The organism is Microbacterium sp. C5A9, from assembly GCF_022627955.1.
Taxonomy (GTDB): domain Bacteria; phylum Actinomycetota; class Actinomycetes; order Actinomycetales; family Microbacteriaceae; genus Microbacterium.
The window spans coordinates 1-16838 of record NZ_JABXGD010000009.1 but is presented as its reverse complement, the minus strand read 5'-3'; the positions used below and the strand labels follow the sequence as shown (position 1 = coordinate 16838).

15 protein-coding genes are annotated in these 16838 nt (G+C 68.4%); 10 read left to right on the top strand and 5 right to left on the bottom strand.

All coding sequences use genetic code 11. The features are described from left to right. Nucleotides 1–32 precede the first annotated feature (32 nt). On the bottom strand, nt 33–1058 hold the full coding sequence (locus tag HWD99_RS16290) for a glycosyltransferase family 2 protein (RefSeq protein WP_241797405.1): 1026 nt from the start codon (nt 1056–1058) through the stop codon (nt 33–35). A gap of 125 nt (nt 1059–1183) precedes the next feature. Here HWD99_RS16290 and HWD99_RS16285 point away from each other — a divergent pair, with 125 nt between their 5' ends. The 6 genes from HWD99_RS16285 to HWD99_RS16260 all read left to right on the top strand — a co-directional run bounded on the left by HWD99_RS16285 (nt 1184) and on the right by HWD99_RS16260 (nt 7090). Next, entirely contained in the window at nt 1184–2467 is a 1284-nt protein-coding gene (locus HWD99_RS16285; protein WP_241797238.1) for a CDP-glycerol glycerophosphotransferase family protein, read from the top strand. Then, complete coding sequence (locus tag HWD99_RS16280; protein WP_241797237.1) at nt 2467–3240, top strand: biotin--[acetyl-CoA-carboxylase] ligase; 774 nt, start codon at nt 2467–2469, stop codon at nt 3238–3240. Before HWD99_RS16285 ends, HWD99_RS16280 begins: the two co-directional genes overlap by 1 nt. Nucleotides 3241–3291: 51 nt before the next feature. After that, the gene (locus HWD99_RS16275) at nt 3292–3846 is read left to right on the top strand and encodes a PH domain-containing protein (protein WP_374205482.1); all 555 of its coding nucleotides are present in this window, start codon (nt 3292–3294) and stop codon (nt 3844–3846) included. A gap of 70 nt (nt 3847–3916) precedes the next feature. Further along, entirely contained in the window at nt 3917–5053 is a 1137-nt protein-coding gene (locus HWD99_RS16270) for a 5-(carboxyamino)imidazole ribonucleotide synthase (protein ID WP_274618354.1), read from the top strand. A gap of 118 nt (nt 5054–5171) precedes the next feature. Beyond that, nucleotides 5172–5639: a 5-(carboxyamino)imidazole ribonucleotide mutase gene (gene purE / locus HWD99_RS16265; RefSeq protein ID WP_241797403.1), complete on the top strand. Its 468-nt coding sequence runs from the start codon at nt 5172–5174 to the stop codon at nt 5637–5639. An 80-nt stretch (nt 5640–5719) separates the two neighbouring features. Continuing rightward, nucleotides 5720–7090: an LCP family protein gene (locus HWD99_RS16260; protein WP_241797235.1), complete on the top strand. Its 1371-nt coding sequence runs from the start codon at nt 5720–5722 to the stop codon at nt 7088–7090. Nucleotides 7091–7316: 226 nt separating this feature from the next. On the opposite strand, the gene HWD99_RS16255 is transcribed toward HWD99_RS16260, so the two are convergent. Continuing rightward, on the bottom strand, nt 7317–7895 hold the full coding sequence (locus HWD99_RS16255; RefSeq protein ID WP_241797234.1) for a hypothetical protein: 579 nt from the start codon (nt 7893–7895) through the stop codon (nt 7317–7319). Nucleotides 7896–8038: 143 nt separating this feature from the next. Next, complete coding sequence (locus HWD99_RS16250) at nt 8039–9799, bottom strand: DUF4012 domain-containing protein (RefSeq protein ID WP_241797233.1); 1761 nt, start codon at nt 9797–9799, stop codon at nt 8039–8041. 110 nt (nt 9800–9909) lie between these two features. On the opposite strand from HWD99_RS16250, the gene HWD99_RS16245 reads away from it, so the two are divergent. After that, nucleotides 9910–10983: a glycosyltransferase gene (locus HWD99_RS16245; RefSeq protein ID WP_241797232.1), complete on the top strand. Its 1074-nt coding sequence runs from the start codon at nt 9910–9912 to the stop codon at nt 10981–10983. A 13-nt stretch (nt 10984–10996) separates the two neighbouring features. Here the strand turns inward: HWD99_RS16245 and HWD99_RS16240 are convergent, their stop codons facing one another. After that, nucleotides 10997–11731, bottom strand: coding sequence for an ABC transporter ATP-binding protein (locus HWD99_RS16240; RefSeq protein ID WP_194764692.1), 735 nt, complete (start codon nt 11729–11731; stop codon nt 10997–10999). Continuing rightward, nucleotides 11715–12584, bottom strand: coding sequence for an ABC transporter permease (locus tag HWD99_RS16235; RefSeq protein ID WP_241797231.1), 870 nt, complete (start codon nt 12582–12584; stop codon nt 11715–11717). Before HWD99_RS16235 ends, HWD99_RS16240 begins: the two co-directional genes overlap by 17 nt. 186 nt (nt 12585–12770) lie before the next feature. Here HWD99_RS16235 and HWD99_RS16230 point away from each other — a divergent pair, with 186 nt between their 5' ends. The 3 genes from HWD99_RS16230 to HWD99_RS16220 are packed head-to-tail and all read left to right on the top strand — an operon-like array spanning nt 12771 to nt 16836. Continuing rightward, complete coding sequence (locus HWD99_RS16230; RefSeq protein ID WP_241797230.1) at nt 12771–14705, top strand: DUF6541 family protein; 1935 nt, start codon at nt 12771–12773, stop codon at nt 14703–14705. Nucleotides 14706–14754: 49 nt separating this feature from the next. Continuing rightward, the gene (locus HWD99_RS16225) at nt 14755–15645 is read left to right on the top strand and encodes a glycosyltransferase family 2 protein (RefSeq protein WP_241797229.1); all 891 of its coding nucleotides are present in this window, start codon (nt 14755–14757) and stop codon (nt 15643–15645) included. Nucleotides 15646–15699: 54 nt separating this feature from the next. Further along, on the top strand, nt 15700–16836 hold the full coding sequence (locus tag HWD99_RS16220) for an NAD(P)-dependent oxidoreductase (RefSeq protein ID WP_241797228.1): 1137 nt from the start codon (nt 15700–15702) through the stop codon (nt 16834–16836). The last annotated feature ends 2 nt before the right edge of the window (nt 16837–16838 follow it).

The window sequence follows — 16838 nt, the reverse complement described above, 5'->3', positions numbered from 1 at the left end:
AGAAGCGCAGCGCAGGATCAGGGAAGCGCAGATCAGGGAAGCGGAGTGTTCTGCGTGCCGAGCCGCGACGCGTCGACCGTGTCACGGGCGCCGCGCAGCACACCGCCGAGGAATCCCAGCCCCCACGACAGATGCATGGTGGGGAGCACGATGAGGGTCCAGAGGCGCTGACGTGGGCCGCCGCCGCCGCGCATGCCCGCCACCGCGACGACCAGCACGACGTAGAGCACGATCGGCAGGTGCACGATCAGGGAGAGTGCGAGGGAGAGCCATCCGCTGACGAGGCCGGTCAGCTGGAGGATGCCGGTCACCAACGCGGCCACGACGAGGACGACGAGCGCGGGGGGAGCGAAGTAGCGGATGCCGTTCCGTCGCCCGAACCGCCTGACGAGTTCCCCACGCCATGCGCCGGTCGCGCGGAACTGGCGGGCGAGGCGGATCCAGCTCTCCCGAGGCCAGTAGGTCACCGACAGTCGAGGGTCGAACCACACCCGGTACCCCGCCTGCCGGATGCGGAGGTTGAGTTCCCAGTCCTCGCCCCGGCGGATCGTCTCGTCGAAGAGACCGACCTCGTCGAGCACGTCACGACGCATCACGCCGAGATATGCCGACTCGGCCTCGCCCTCCTGGGTGCCACCGTGATACGCGCCGCCGCCGAGGCCCACAGGGGAGTTGTAGAGCCGCGCGACCGCCTTCTGGAACGGCGTGCGTCCCTCGGCATGCATGACCCCGCCCACGTTGGCCGAGTCCGTGCGTTCGAGCGTCTCGAGGGCGCGCGCGGCGTACCCGGCAGAGAGCTCCGAGTGCGCGTCGACGCGGATGATGGTGGCGTACCGGCTCGCGCGGATCGCGGCATTGAGCCCGACCGGGATGTGCGCGGCGGGATTGTCGACGAGACGGATCCGCCCGTCCTCCGCAGCCAGACGCCGGGCGAGCTGCGTGGTGCCGTCGGAGGAGGGCCCGAGCGCCAGCACGAGTTCCGCGGGGATGGTCAGTTCCTGCGCCAGCACCGAGGCGACGGCGTGCTCCAGATACGCCCGCTCGTTCAGGACAGGCATGACGAAGGACACCCCGGTCTCGGGAGCGGGCGAATCGTCGTGGGGCACATGACGATCATGGCATGCGCTCGTCGGACGTTCGCTGATTCGACGGGAGGCGGCCGGGCGCTCGGTATCCTGGAGAGATGGGTGCTGTGTCGGATGCGAAGAAGGCCTACCGTCTGCTGAAGCGGGCGCTCGCCTCGCGCACCGCGGTCCAGCGGGTGCGGCGTCGTCTGGCGGCGGATGAACCGCATGAACCGGGTCGATATCAGGTCGCGGTGTACTTCGCCGACGGCGCCGTGAACATGTATCAGATGCGTCAGTGGTACCGGCCGCTCGCCGAGCTCGCGAAGCACTGGCCCGTGGTCGTGCTCGCGCGGTCGGCGACGGGGGCGGACAAGCTTCTCGACGAGGACGCCCCGCCCGTGGCATTCGTCCCCACTGTGCGCGACCTCGAGCGCTTCATCGCCACGCAGGACATCCGTGTCGTGCTCTACGTGAACCAGAACACCCGCAACTTCCAGATGTTCCGCTACGGACGGCGCTGGCACGTGTTCATCAACCACGGCGAGTCCGACAAGATGTACATGACCACCAACCAGTACAAGGCCTACGACTACGCCTTCGTCGCTGGCCAGGCCGCACGCGATCGGCTCTCGCGGACGCTGTGGGACTACGACATCGACAAGCGGACGCTGGAGATCGGTCGACCGCAGGCGGACCACTACTCTGGCGTCCTGCCGTACACGCCGGATGATCGCATCGTCGTGCTGTACGCGCCGACGTGGGAGGGCGATCGCCCCAGTGCGCACTACGGTTCCATCGCGACCCACGGCGAGGCCCTCGTCTCGGCTCTCCTCGCCTCGGGAAAGCACCGGGTCATCTATCGCCCCCACCCCCGGAGCGGAGTGGTGGACCCCGAGTACGGCGCCGCGCACCGACGTATCATCGCGTCGATCGCCGCGGCGAACGACCGCGACCCCCGCGCGACGCACGTCTACGACCACGGTGCCGAGCTCGGCTGGCAGCTCGCGGCCGCCGATGTCGCCGTGGTCGACATCTCGGCGATGGTCTACGACCGTCTCGCCGTCGGGAAGCCGCTTCTGATCACGCGCCCGACGGACGACCGCGCCTCCGTCGACACCAACGGGTATCTGTCGGACTGCGAGTGGCTCGACGCGGATGCCGCGGGCGAGATCATCACCGAGGTCGAACGCGTCCGCGCCGACGTGGCCGCGACGGCGCGACTCCGGATGTGGGTCCAGCATTACTTCGGCGACACGACACAGGGGGTCGCGACCGAGAAGTTCCACGCGGCCATCGGGCACCTCATGAACGAGTGGGACCACTGGCATGCGAATGAGGTCGGCGCGGTGCGCGGCGACGAGGATGACGACGACGAAGAAGTCGCCGACGAGGAGCTGTGATGGTCGAGCTTCCGCATCTGCGATCGATCGCCGCACGCGTCGAGGTGATCGCGGAGGCGGGTTCGACGAATGCGATGCTCCGAGAGCTGGCGGCAGACGTCGACGCGTGGCCGCACCTGTCGGTCCTGCTGACCGACGATCAGACGGCGGGCCGCGGACGACTCGACCGCCAGTGGACTGCGCCCGCAGGCACCGCGCTCGCTGTCTCTGTGCTGCTGCGTCGGCTTCCGGTCGTCGCGGAGGCCCGCGGCTGGATCCCGCTCGCCGCGGGTCTCGCCATGGCGGAGGCGGTCGCTGATCAGGCCGAGGCGCATACGGTGTCCGTCAAGTGGCCCAACGATGTGCTCGTCGACGGTCGGAAGATCTGCGGCATCCTCGCGGAGGCCACCGGCGACGCCGTCATCGTCGGCACCGGCGTCAACACGACCATGACCGCGGCACAGCTCCCGGTTCCGACCGCGACGTCGTTCGCCGTGCTCGGGATCGATGTGCAGGTCGACCGACTGCTGGCTCGATACCTGGAGGGACTCGATCAGGCGCTCGTCGGCCTGGTCGCGACCGGCGACGCTGGGATCAGCGGCCTGCACGCGGCCGTGAGCGCGCGCTGCGGCACCCTCGGGCAGCAGGTGAGGGTGCTGCTTCCGGGTGATCGGGCGCTCGAGGGGACGGCCGTCTCGCTGGACTCCGAGGGGCGTCTCGTCGTCAGAGAGGGCGATGCTCTGCACGCTGTCTCCGCGGGGGATGTCGTGCATGTCAGGCCGACGGGAGCCTGACACGCCCGGCGCGCAGATGGCGTTGTCGGCGGCGGCGGGCACAATGGAGGGGTGACCCAGCCCGTGACCCTCGGTGGTCGGCCCACGATGCCGCCACCAGGCGTGCCCACCGAAGAGCTGCTCATCGCTCGGTTCCGTGGTCATGCCCGCAGGCTGTTCTGGTCCGCTCTCGTGCTGATCGCGGTGTTCGGAGCGACGGCCTTCTTCTTCGACAACCTTCCCGCTCCGTTCGAGAACTGGATGCTGCTCGCCGCGGCGGGAGCGGCGCTGCTGCTGCTCGTGGTCGTTCCCTACGCGATCTGGTTCTCGCGGTCGACCACCGTGACGACGCGCCGGGTGATCGTGAATCACGGTCTCGGCTCCCGCAACCGTCGGGAGATGTCGCACATCCGGGGATACACGATCGGCGTGCGCCGCGGCATCGTGCAGCGGATGTGGGGTGTCGGGACCATCACCCTGTCGAACGGGGTCGATGCGCCGCTGCGTCTCGCGAACGTGCCCAACGTGACGTTGGTCCACGAGGCGTTGGCGGATCAGATCGAGGTGAGCCAGATCCTCGCGCACCGCGATGCGCAGTCCGGCCAGGACGCCTCCGGCGGCTTCTGACCTCCGAGGGCCGCTGTCGACGGGGCGTGCGAGCGACACGCGCGCGGATACGGGAGAATGGTCGGGACGAATGGAGGCGCACATGGCGCTGCGCGTTGGCGTGATCGGTGGCGGCCAGCTGGCCAGGATGATGATCGCCCCGGCGGTCGAGTTGGGTCTCGACCTCAGGGTGCTGGCCGAAGGCGAGGGGATGTCGGCGGATCTCGCCGCGACCGCGGTCGGCGACTATCGCGACATCGAGGTGGTCCGTGCCTTCGTGAAGGATGTCGACGTCGTCACGTTCGATCATGAGCACGTTCCCCAGGCCGTGCTGCGCGCCCTGGTGGCGGACGGTGTGGCGGTGCATCCCGGTCCCGACGCCCTGCAGTTCGCTCAGGACAAGCTCGTCATGCGCGCCCGGCTCGCTGAACTCGGCGTCCCGCAGCCCGACTGGGCGGCCGTGCACGACGGCACCGAGCTGCAGGCGTTCCTCGACGACCACGACGGCAGGGGAGTCGTCAAGACGCCTCGCGGCGGCTACGACGGCAAGGGCGTGCGCGTCGTGCGCTCGGCGGACGACGCGCAGGACTGGCTCGCCGCTCTCGGCGACGGAGAAGCTCTGCTCGTCGAGGAACTGGTGCCGTTCGTGCGCGAACTCGCGCAGCAGGTCGCGCGCCGACCGAGCGGCGAGATCGTCGCGTATCCCGTGGTCGAGACCGTGCAGCGCGACGGAGTGTGCGCCGAGGTGATCGCGCCGGCGCCGGCGGCAGCCGATCGGCTCGTTCAGGTGGCCGAGGGCATCGGGCGCTCCATCGCCGAGGGCCTGGGAGTCACCGGGATGCTCGCGGTCGAGCTGTTCGAGACCGACGACGAGCGCATCCTCGTGAACGAACTCGCCATGCGGCCGCACAACAGCGGTCACTGGAGTCAGGACGGCGCAGTGACCGGGCAGTTCGAGCAGCATCTGCGGGCCGTCGCGGATCTGCCGCTCGGCGACACCGCTCCTCGGTCGCAGTGGTCGGTCATGGTGAACATCCTCGGCGGACCTCGCGAGGGGTCGCTCGGGGAGCGATTCGCGGGCGCGATGGCCGAGCATCCGGCGGCGAAGATCCACACCTACGGCAAGGATCCGCGTCCCGGCCGCAAGGTCGGACACGTGAACGTCTCGGGAGACGACCTCGATGACGCCGTGTACGTGGCACGTGCCGCCGCGGCCCACTTCGATTGAGAAGCGACGGGCTGGAACGAGAGGCGTGCCGTTCGGGGTTTCTCCCAGCACCAGACCGTAGCCTGAGTGGGTGACTGAGCCTTTGCACTCCTCCGCTGCGCCCCTCGTCGGGGTCGTCATGGGATCCGACTCCGACTGGCGAGTGATGAGCGACGCCTCGCAGGCGCTGACGGACTTCGCCATTCCGCATGAGGTGGAGGTCGTGTCGGCTCACCGCACGCCTGACAAGCTCATGCAGTATGCACGCGAAGCGCGCGGTCGCGGCGTGCGGGTGATCATCGCGGGAGCCGGGGGAGCAGCGCACCTGCCGGGGATGCTCGCCTCGATGACGCCGCTGCCGGTGATCGGCGTCCCGGTCCCGCTGGCCTATCTCGACGGGATGGACTCGCTGCTGTCCATCGTCCAGATGCCGGCCGGCATCCCCGTGGCGACGGTGTCGATCGGCGGCGCGAAGAACGCAGGACTCCTCGCCGCTCGGATTCTGGGTACGTCCGACGACGACCTCGCCGACCGGGTCGAGGCCTACGCCCTGGACCTGGAGGCCCAGGTCGAGGAGAAGAACGAACGGCTGAAGGGGTCGCTGTGACCCTCGCGCCGCCGCGTGGTGCGGCGCGACCTCTCATCGAGACGAGACCGCTGCGTCATCCCGATTCCTCGGACGGCGGGATGATGACCAAGCGAGGCTGGTGGCTGGTGCTGCTGAACGTGCTCGTCCCCGGTTCCGCGCAGGTGCTCGCGGGCCACCGACGGCTGGGCCGATTCGGTCTCGGAGCCACGTTGGTCGCATGGCTGCTCGTGATCGTGGCCGCGGGACTCGGGCTCTTCGCTCGTCCGTTCTTCCTCTGGCTCACGGTGGGAGGCGGGTTCTTCTCCGCTGCCGTCCTGACCCTGATCCAGGTGCTGCTGATCGCGTATGTCGTGCTGTGGCTCGTCCTCACCTTCGACACCCTTCGCCTCGTCCGGCTGGTCAAGGTGCCAGGGCTGTCGCGGCTGGCGATCCCGCTCGTCGCGCTCCTGATCTTCGGCCTCGTCGGCACCGGCACCGCGTATGCGGCGTCGATCGTCGGCTCCGCGAGGAACACGATCAGCACGATCTTCGGGCAGAGCGGGCCGAGCCTGCCGCCCAGTGACGGCTACTACAACATCCTCCTCCTCGGCGCGGACAGCGGCGAGGGGCGCGATTCCATGCGCTACGACAGCATCTCGGTGGTGTCGGTCAACGCGTCGACCGGGGCCGTGACGATCACGGGAATCCCGCGCGAGCTGCCGCACGCCCCGTTCAGCGAGGGCAGCCCGATGCAGGCGCTGTACCCGAACGGGTTCGAAGGACATCAGTCGAGTGCGTGCGGATGGAACGGGTGGATGAACCACATCCGCAACGCTGCGGAGATCTGCCGCGAGGACAACGGAACCGGCCTCTATCCGGACGCGGTGGCCAACGGATCCGACCCGGGCATCGAGGCGACGAAGGACGCCGCCGAGGGTGTGCTCGGCATCGAGATCCCGTACTACGTGTTCGTCGACATGCACGGCTTCGCCGCGCTCGTCGACGCCCTCGGAGGTGTCACGATCACCGCGACCGAGCGCCTCCCCAAGGGAGGGCCGCCGGACGGCACGGACCCCTACGACGTGGACGCCTGGGCGATCGGGTGGATCGAGCCCGGTACGCAGGTGATGGACGGCGACACCGCGCAGTGGTACGCGCGTTCGCGCTACACGACCAGCGATTGGGACCGGATGAAGCGCCAACGGGAGCTGCAGGAGGCGATCCTCGCGCAGTTCACACCGCAGACCGTGCTCACGCGGTTCAACGAGGTCGCTGCTGCCGGCACCGCCCTGATCAGCACGGATCTGCCTCAGGACAAGCTTCCCGAGTTCTTCGAGCTGATGACGAAGGCGAAGGAGCAGGAGGTCACGACGATCGAGCTCACGCCGGACAACGGCGTGGAGGAGCTCAGCCCCGACTACGCCTACATCCACTCGATGATCCAGCAGGCGCTGCACCGGCCGACGCCGACGCCTGATCCCACTCCCTGATCGCCCTCCCTGAGAGAGCCGACCTGAGGCATGCGGTGGGCGGTGACGGATCACCGCGATGGCTGGGTGATCGTGCGCCGTGCATGAACAAGCCCACGGCCGCTCCTCGAGAGTAAGGGCGCGACCGTGGGCCTCCGGTGAGTCACCGGAGTCGCCAGACGACGGTGATCGGAGGGGGAGGGATCACCGTCGTCCAGCCGACCCCCGCACACGGCGGGAGCCTGACCTAGGCGCGCTGCTTGTTGCGGCGCACGATTCCTGTGGCGACGAGAGCGCCACCCGCCACGACAGCGGCTGCGCCGCCACCGAGGATCCAGGGGGAGACCTCTGCGCCGGTCAGAGCCAGCTCGAGCCCCCCGCCGGTGAGCGGAAGCTCGCTTCCGGCTGCTGCCACAGCCGGATCGTGGTCACAGCTCACGGCCGAGTCGTGTCCGTGGGACACGGTGATCGTCGCCGTGTACGAACGCGTTCCCGCGAAGGCGAGGGAGTACGAACCCTCCCCGTCAGCGGGCGGACGGAACGTGACCATCATGCTGCCGTCAGAAGCAGCCGTGTTGCCCGACACCGCCGAGGCTCCGGCGTCGAAACCCGACACCGAGACGCCGACGTTCTCAGACGGCTGGAAGTACCCTGCGCCGAAGACGACGGTCGATACTTCGCAGATGTCGATGATCGGATCACCGACGGCGACGCGCGGCGTCTCCGCATAGGAATCGGAGTCGGCCGGTGCGGCAGAGGCGACAGCGGGTGCCATCAGCACCAGTACGCCAGCGGTAAGGCTGATTGCAGCCAGTTTCTTCAGCATGATTCTCCCCAGAAATACACGCGGAATCACATTCGGACACACCCCTGCGTCCGACTGTGTGGGCTCATTCTGTCCCCACGACAGAATCACTGAGCCCAGATATTCCCCAGTGGGGATGACACTACATCATCGCGAGAGCAAAGTCACGATGCGCAACGCAGTTCTTCGCGGGTGATCTCCGGGGTGCCGACCAGGGGCGTGTGCTCGACCGTCGTGAGGCGTTCACCGGCACCCTCGCCGGTGTATTCGACCGTGATCGTGGTGGATTCCCCGGGCGCGAGAAGCACATCGTGCTGCACGGCCGTGCGGTCGCCGAGGAGCGCGGTCTGCACCGTCTCCTCCGTCCCGTCGCGGTCGATGTGCGACGGGGTGGCTCCCTCGGGTCCGTAGACCATGACGAGGGTGCGCAGGGAGCCGGGCGGCACGCCGTAGAACCCTCCGCCGGTGACATACGACGAGAGCGTGCCCGCCGTCTCGGCGGTGACGCCGTTCGTCCAGGTCACGCGGATCTGCGTCGTCGGCTCGCCGTCGCACACGCCGACCGCGGTGGTGATGGCGGCATCCGCGTAGTAGTCCATCTTGCCGCCGGTCGCGTCGTTCACCAGGACGCCGACGTGGGTCTCGGTGTCGTCGGTCGGCAGCGCACCGCCGAGCGTGGTCGCGGCGAGCACCTGCTCCTCGTCGTCGTGCACGCTCCAGATGCGGATGCGGTTCTCCTCCGCCGAGGCCGAGAGGGCGCCGAGGAGCTGCTTCGGGTCGCCGCCCGTGAGAGCCGCGCCGAACACCGCGCTGGCGGCCTGCGCGAACACCTGGTCCTGCACGGCCGGGTCGGGGACAGCGGCATAGATCTCCGACAGGAGGATGCTCACGACGTTGTCCTCGTCGGCGGTGAACGGACCGAAGGAGAGCGGTCCCGTGACCGCCAGCAGGTGCTCGGTCATGACCGAGTCCACCGCGATGACACCGTCGACCGGCGTGCCGAACCGCTGCTCCCAGCGGGAGGCGATCAGCGGGGCGGCCTCGGTGAAGTCGGGGATGCTGGTGATGTTCTGCAGATATCGGCCGGGACGATCCTCGAAGAGCGCGATGGTCGACTCGCTGAGCGGGAGCGCCTCGTCGAGGACGGGGAAGTCGAGTGTGGAGGCCTGCTGGATCAGACTGATCCGACCTCCCTCCGCGTGCAGGAGGGCGATCGCGCCGATGATGCCGCCGGACGAGCGCAGCTCCGCGTTGTTCTGCATGGCGATCACGTAATTCCTGGGCCCCTCCGCCCCGAGCATGCTCGGGAGCAGAACGGCCGCACCGTGCAGGGAGCCGACGACCGTCGCCGCCTGCGTCACCGTCGCGCGCATCTCGCGCACCGCCTCGGCGAGGGGAGGCAGGGTGCCGTCCGCGTCGATGCGCAGCGCCTGGGACTCGGCCACCGTCAGCGTCGCGCTCGCCTCGGCGAGCGACGGCTCGATACCGGTGAACGGAGCAAGATCTATGGCGCCGCCCGAGAACCCGAGGCTCGCGAGGTCCAGGTCGTCGGCGACGTCGAGCACGGGCACGAGCGCGTCCTCGGCGACGGAGTCCACGATCTCCGCCACCTCGCTGACCGCGGTGAAGTTGGGTCCGAGCCAGGGGATGATTCCGAAGGCATGCCAGACGGGGTCGGACGTGAGGCCGTGGGCGGAGTCGGCATGGTGCGCGATCCCCGACGCGAGTGAGGCCGCTCGGTCGAGGTCGCCCTCGCCGATGGCCGCCTTGAGCTCTGGCGAGGTCGACGCGACCTCCTGCAGATCGTTGACCGCTCCGATGCCGCGCACGGTGACCCACCCGATCGCCAGCACGATCAGGGTCAGGACCGCACCGATGGACCATCGCAGCCACCGGCGTCGCACCGGGAGGCGTCCGTCACTCATCTGAGCATTCAAGCACGAAGCGAGGCGAGGACGTGCGTGTGAGCGGCGAATCCGGGTCACGCGCGGTCGCGCTGCGAGGATCCGAGGTCGCCGACGACTACTGTTGTCGCATGAGTGCTCGGCTGCGTGTTGTCCTCGATCAGCTGGCGCATGTCGTCGACGCCGACCAGGCCGCGGCGTCCGTCGAGCTCGCTTCGGGGCTCGTCCGGACGGCGCCGTCGGGATGCGTGGTCGAGGCGATCGTCCCCGCCGCGTCCGAGCCGTCGATCGAGGGTCTCGTCGAGGTGCGCAGACTGCCCCTCGCGCGCCGCGAGCTCGCGGCATCCTGGCAGCTCGGCCTGACCCAGGGGGTCGGCGGCGGGCTCATCCACTCGTCCACCCTGATGGCGCCGCTGGTCCGCCACGACCGGCTGCACGATCATGACCAGACCACCGTCACGACCTGGGATCTGCTGGCGTGGGATGCGCCGGAGTCCCTCTCGAAGTCGGCGGTCGCGTGGCAGCGGGCGATGCTGAAGCGTGCGGTGAAGCACGCGGATGCCGTCGTCGTGCCGTCGCATGCGATGGCCGCGAGGCTCGGCGAGACCACCAAGCTCGGCGATCGGATCCGCGTGATCGCGGGCGCCGCGCCATCGGGCTTCGTCGTGCCTCTCGACGCGGCGGCGCGACGTGCCGCTCTGTCGCTCCCGAGCGGCTACATCGTCCTGACCGGGTCGGAGCGCAGTCTCGAAGCCGGCTTCCGCGCAGCGGTCGCGGCCGGAGCCGAGGCGGTGGTGCTGGATGTCGCAGAGGGCGCGGAGCCGCGACTCGCCGAGATCGCGGTGGCCGCCGGTCTGCCGGAATCGCGTGCGCACATGCGCGGTGCTCTGTCGCGCGACGACCGCGCGGCGGTGTTCGCCGGGGCGTCCGCGCTCGTCGCCACGAGTGATCTGTTCGCGTGGCCCTGGCGCGTCGTCGAGGCGATGACGCTCGGAGTCCCGGTGATCGCCGTCGAGAGCGGGATGCACCGCGATGTCATCGCCGACGGCGGCGCGATCGTCGACCCCGCGGAGATCCCGGATGCCGTCGTGGACGCGCTCGGGAGCGGGGCGCGTCGGCTCAGCGTCCTGGCAGCAGATCGCTCTCGCGCGTTCTCCTGGCTCGGAGCCGCCGAGCGGGTGTGGGGGCTGCACGCGGATCTGTGAGACCCGCGTCGCCTCACACGCGCATGAGCTCGACGGCGTCCTTGCTCGGCCCGTCGTAGCGGATCTTCCCGTCCTGGAGCAGGATTCCCCGCTCGCAGAGGTCGGAGACCATGTTCAGGTCGTGACTCACGACCACGAGGGTCTTGCCCTGGGCGTGCAGCTCGCGGATGCGGGCGAGGCACTTGCGCTGGAACGGCTCGTCACCCACGGAGAGGATCTCGTCGATGAGCAGCACGTCGACGTGCGTGTGGATCGCGACGGAGAAGGCGAGCCGGAGGAACATGCCGGACGAGTAGTGCTTCACCTCGGTGTCGATGAACTTCTCGATCTCGCTGAACTCGACGATCGAGTCGAACTGATCCTTCGTCTCCTGCTTGGACATGCCGAGGATCGCGGCGTTCAGGAAGATGTTCTCGCGACCTGAGAGGTCGGGATGGAAGCCCGCTCCGACCTCGATCAGACCGGCCACACGGCCCCTGGTGCGCACCTGGCCCTCATCCGGGCGCAGCACCCCCGAGATCAGCTTGAGCATCGTCGACTTGCCGGATCCGTTGAAGCCGAGCAGCGCCACGGCCTCTCCTTCGCCGATCTCGAAGGAGACGCCGTCCAGGGCCTGGAAGTCGGTGGTGAGCGGCTTGCGCCGCACGGCCGCCACGAACGTCTCCTTGATGGAGTGCGTGTGACGGAGCTTGAAGTGCTTGTGCACGTCCTCGACGAGGATGCGAGGCGCGTCAGAGATCCTGGGCAAAGCGACCCTCCAGACGGCGGAACACGATCTCGCCGATGATCAGGATGACGATGGACACTGCGAGAGCGATGAGCGAGTGCAGCCACAGCGACGGCAGCGGGGCCGCGTTGGCCGGGTCGAGTGCATGCCAGATGCCGTAGTGGAACAGCTCGACGGCACCCGTGATCGGGTTCAGCGCGTACAGCTGGAACAGCCACTCGGGAACCTTGGACGCCACCATCTGCCACTGGTACATGACGGGCGACGCCCACACCGACACCATCACGATGATCTCGACGAAGCTCTGCGCGTCGCGGAAGGTGACGTTGATCGCGCCGAAGAGGAGGCCGAGCCCCGTGGCCAGCAGCGCGATGATGACGAGGCCGAGAAGGAGGGCGCCGATCCCGATGAACGTCGGCGTCCATCCGAAGAAGAGGGCGATCACCACCACGACGATGATCTGGGGGACCGTGTTGATGGCGGCGACCATCGTGCTCGCGACCGGGAACATCTGCCGCGGGAAGTAGATCTTCTTGATCAGCGCGGCGTTGTCGACCAGCGACCTCGTGGCGTTCGAGAAGGACTCGTTGAAGAAGGTCACCGCGGTGATGCCCGACAGCAGGTAGAGCGGGTAGTACTCGATGCTGTCGTTCAGACGGAGGAAGACGCCGAGGGCGAAGAAGAAGACGAGGAACTGGATCAGCGGCTTGACATACGACCACAGCCATCCGAGCACCGAGCCCCGATACCGGATGCCCACCTCTTTGCGGACGATCAGGCTGAGAAGGTACCGCCGCCGGAACACGTCGAGCAGTCCGGTACTCCCGCCGGGCTGCGTGAGTCGCAGCTCATCGGGTACTGATGTGTGAGACACGGCGTTCTCGTCACCTCCGTCAGACGTCCGGTTCGGGTGGAACGCCTCACCAATCATAGGTTCTCGTCCAGTCGTCGAGCTCATCGTGCCCGCGTGCGGTGTGTCGGCGGTCGCCCAGGCGATCCTCGATAGGATCGACGCCGGCGACCGACATCCGGTTGCGAGGATGAGAGAGGTGCTGCGCACATGGTATGGATCGACCTCGGTCTGGCCGTGCTCGCCACCGCAGCGATCGTCCTCGTCCCGGGGCTCCTCATCTCCCTGCTGCTCGGCGCCCGGGGGCACGTCGCCTGGGCGCTCGCGGTGCCGGCCGGAACGACCGTCATCGTTCTCGCCGCCCTCGCGGCTCCCTTCGTCGGTCTCGGGTGGGGCCTCGTGCCGGTCATCGCCGTCACCGCGGTCATCGCCGTGATCGCGACGGTCCTGCGGTTCATGCCGTGGTTCTCGACATCCGCGCTCCGCATCGGCGACCGTCTCGGTCGGACCGCACTCCTCGCGATCGGCGGCGCCGTCGCCGTCGTGGTGGTGCAGCTGATCGTCGTGATCGGCACGCCCGAGAACATCTCGCAGACCTTCGACAACATCTTCCACCTCAACGCCATCCGCTACGCGCTCGACACCGGGTCGGTGTCGCCGCTCACGATCGGCTCGATGACCTCCGCCGCGACCGGAGGACTGCCGTTCTACCCGTCCGGCTGGCACGCTGTGGCCTCGCTCGTCGTGCAGCTCACGGGCGTGAGCATCCCGATCGTCTCCAATGCCGTGATGATCTTCTTCGCGGCGTTCGCGTGGCCGGTGTCGATCCTGCTCCTGACCCGGATGCTCGCGGGATCCTCGGCTCCGCAGATGGTGGCGGGCGCCGCGATCAGCGTCGCGATCCCGGCATTCCCGCTGCTGCTCGTCGACTACGGCGTGCTCTTCCCCTACATGATGTCGCTGAGCATGATCGGGGTGCCGATCGCCTTCGTCATCGCCGCCAGCGCGCGAGCGTCGTGGAGCGAGCGCTGGCCGTTCGTGGTCGGCGCGCTGGGCTCGGTGCCGGCGATCGCGATCGCGCATCCCGGTGGGTTCGTGGCGCTGCTCGTCTTCACGACAGTGGTGCTTCTGGTGCTCTGGATCCGACTGCTCGCCTCGCGGGCATCAACGCGCGCGAAGATCGTCTCCTCGGTCTGTGCGGCGGCCTACTCGATCATCGCGCTGGTCGCGTGGTACGTCCTCCGGCCTCCTGTCGACGCGCGGTCGTGGCTGCCGACCGAGACCGTCGGGCAGGCGGTCGGCGAGGTCCTCACCGCATCCGTCTGGTTCGGCCCCGTCAACCTGGTCGTGGCGGCGCTCGCGATCGCCGGTCTCGTCGTCTGCCTCCGTCGCCGATCGGCGACCGACTGGATGGCGGTCGGCTTCTTCGCCGCGGCTGCGGGGCTGTACATCGTCGTCTCGGGTCTGCCCTACCTGGTGCAGCGGGACATCCTGACAGGCGCGTGGTACAACAACGCCCCGCGACTCGCGGCTCTGCTCGCGATCGCCTGGGTCCCGCTCGCGGCCGTCGGCGGCGCGACCCTCTGGGCCGCCGCGACACGCTGGAGCACGCGCCGCATCCGTCGTACGGGTCTCCGCCGCGCGTCGCTGGCGGCTGTCGTCCTGCTCGTCCTCGTCGTGGTCCCGCAGGTCGGCACGATGCGTCAGGCCGTGGCGAGCGCTCAGGGGGCCTTCGCGACCACCGACGAGTCACCGTTGCTGACCTCGGATGAGCTCGCCCTCATCGAGCGTCTCGACGACGAGGTACCGGAGGACGCGGTGATCCTCGGCAGCCCCTGGACCGGAACCGCCCTGGCCTACGCGATCGCCGATCGTCCGGTGGTCATGCCGCACACGCTGATGGACATCACCGAGGAGATGTCCGTGCTCCTCGACCGACTCGACTCGGCGAAGCCGGGCTCGGCGGAGGTGTGCGCCGCGATCGACGACCTCGGAGTGGAGTACGTTCTCGACTTCGGCACCCAGGAGGTCAACGACGGCAAGCACCCGTACAAGGGTCTTGACCGACTGCGATCGTCCCAGGCCGTCGAGAAGGTCGACGAGGTCGGGGACGCGGTGCTGTACAAGGTCGTGCTGTGCGGATGAGCGCGACGAGAGACGACCGCGGTATCCGCGATCGTGAGGAGGGAAGAGCATGACCCTGGAGATCTTCGTACCGTTCTGGGGCGACCCCGCGCTCCTCAGGGAGACCGTCGACTCGGTGCGCGCGCAGCGCGACGGGGACTGGCGTCTGATCGTGATCGACGACTGCTATCCCGACGAGTCGGTGCCGGAGTACTTCGCAGGCATCGATGACGAGCGGATCAGCTACATCCGGAACGAGAAGAACCTCGGCATCACCGAGAACTACCGCGAGGCGATCCGTCGCGCGACGACTTCGCACATCACGATCCTCGGCTGCGACGACCTGCTCCACCCGAACTACGTCGGCCTCGTGAAACGGGTGATCGCCCGCCTCCCCGAGGTCGACGTCATCCAGCCCGGTGTCGAGGTGATCGACGAGAACGGAACCGTGATCCGGCCGCTCGTCGACCGCGTGAAGCAGGGCCTGCTCGCGCCTCGGGGCGGCAAGGGAATCGCTCTCCTCGCCGGGGAACGCATGGCGACCAGCCTCATCCGCGGCGACTGGCTCTACTGGCCGTCGCTCACCTTCCGGACCGAGACGCTCCAGCGGATCGACTTCCGCGATGGGCTGCCGATCATCCAGGATCTGGCGCTGCTCATGGACATCGCCTTCGAGGGCGGTTCGCTCGCATACGTGCCCGAGCTCGCCTTCTCGTACCGTCGCCACGGGTCGAGCGCCTCTCAGAAGACGCTGCTCGACGGGCGGCGCTTCCGCGACGAGCGGGCGTACTTCGCGATCGCCCGTGGCCTCGCGGACGAGAAGGGGTGGCGTCGCACCCGTGTGACCGCTCGGGCGCGGGTCATGTCGCGTCTGCACGCCGTGACGGAGCTCCCCGGTGTCATCCGGCACGGGAATCGCGCTGGGCTACAATCGACGCTGGCGCATATCTTCGCCGTCTGATCACAGACCGGCGCGCCGGATCGCCGCGTCGATACACCTGCAGGAGGCTCCCGTATGTCCGAACACGTGCTCATCACCGGTGGTGCAGGCTTCATCGGCACCCGGCTCGCAGCGCGGTTCGCTCGTGACGGCCACCGTGTCACGGTGCTCGACTCGCTGATCCCCCAGGTGCACGGGGACACGCCGGAGCAGACCTCGCCCCTGCTGCGCTCGCTCGACGGGATCGCGGATGTGATCGTGGGTACGGTCGCCTCGAAGGACGACCTGCGCGCAGCGCTCTCCGGGGCGACGATCGTCGTCCACCTGGCCGCGGAGACCGGCACGGGGCAGTCGATGTACGAGATCGACCGCTACGTGGAGGCGAACGTCGGAGGCACGGCCAAGCTCCTCGACATCCTCGCCAACGAGGAGCACGCCGTCCGCCGTGTCGTGATCGCGTCGTCGAGATCGATCTACGGCGAAGGCGCGTACCTCACCGAGGACGGGCGCCAGGTGTACCCCGGCCATCGTGCGGATGCCGACATGGCGTCGGGAGACTTTGACGTGCACGTGCAAGGAGAGGGGCCGCTGCGCCTCGTCCCGACCGATGAGAATGCGCTTCTGCATCCGTCCTCCGTGTACGGCATCACGAAGCAGATGCAGGAATCCCTGGTCATGACCGTCGCACCGACGATCGGGATCGAGGGGACGTCGGTCCGGTACCAGAACGTGTACGGACCCGGTCAGTCGCTCAAGAACCCGTACACCGGCATCCTCTCGATCTTCTCCACGCTCATCCGTCAGGGCAAGGAGATCAACATCTTCGAGGACGGCGAAGAGAGCCGGGACTTCGTCTACATCGACGACATCGTCGAGGCGACGTTCCTCGCCGCCACCGACCCGCGGGCGGCGGGGGAGACGTTCAACGTCGGCTCCGGCGTCGCGACGACCGTGAACGAGGTGGTCGCGGCGCTGTTCACCGCGTTCGGGCGCGAGGTGCCGACTCGGATCTCCGGCAACTACCGCCTGGGGGACATCCGTCACAACGTCGCGGACACCTCCCACCTCGCCGAGACGCTCGGATTCACCCCGCGCGTCTCCTTCCAGGAGGGCGTCACCGCTTTCGTCGAATGGGTCCTCTCGGAGCCCGTCGAAGAGGACGGGTATCAGCGGTCGCTCGATGAGATGAGCAAGCGGAACCTTCTGAAGTGAGA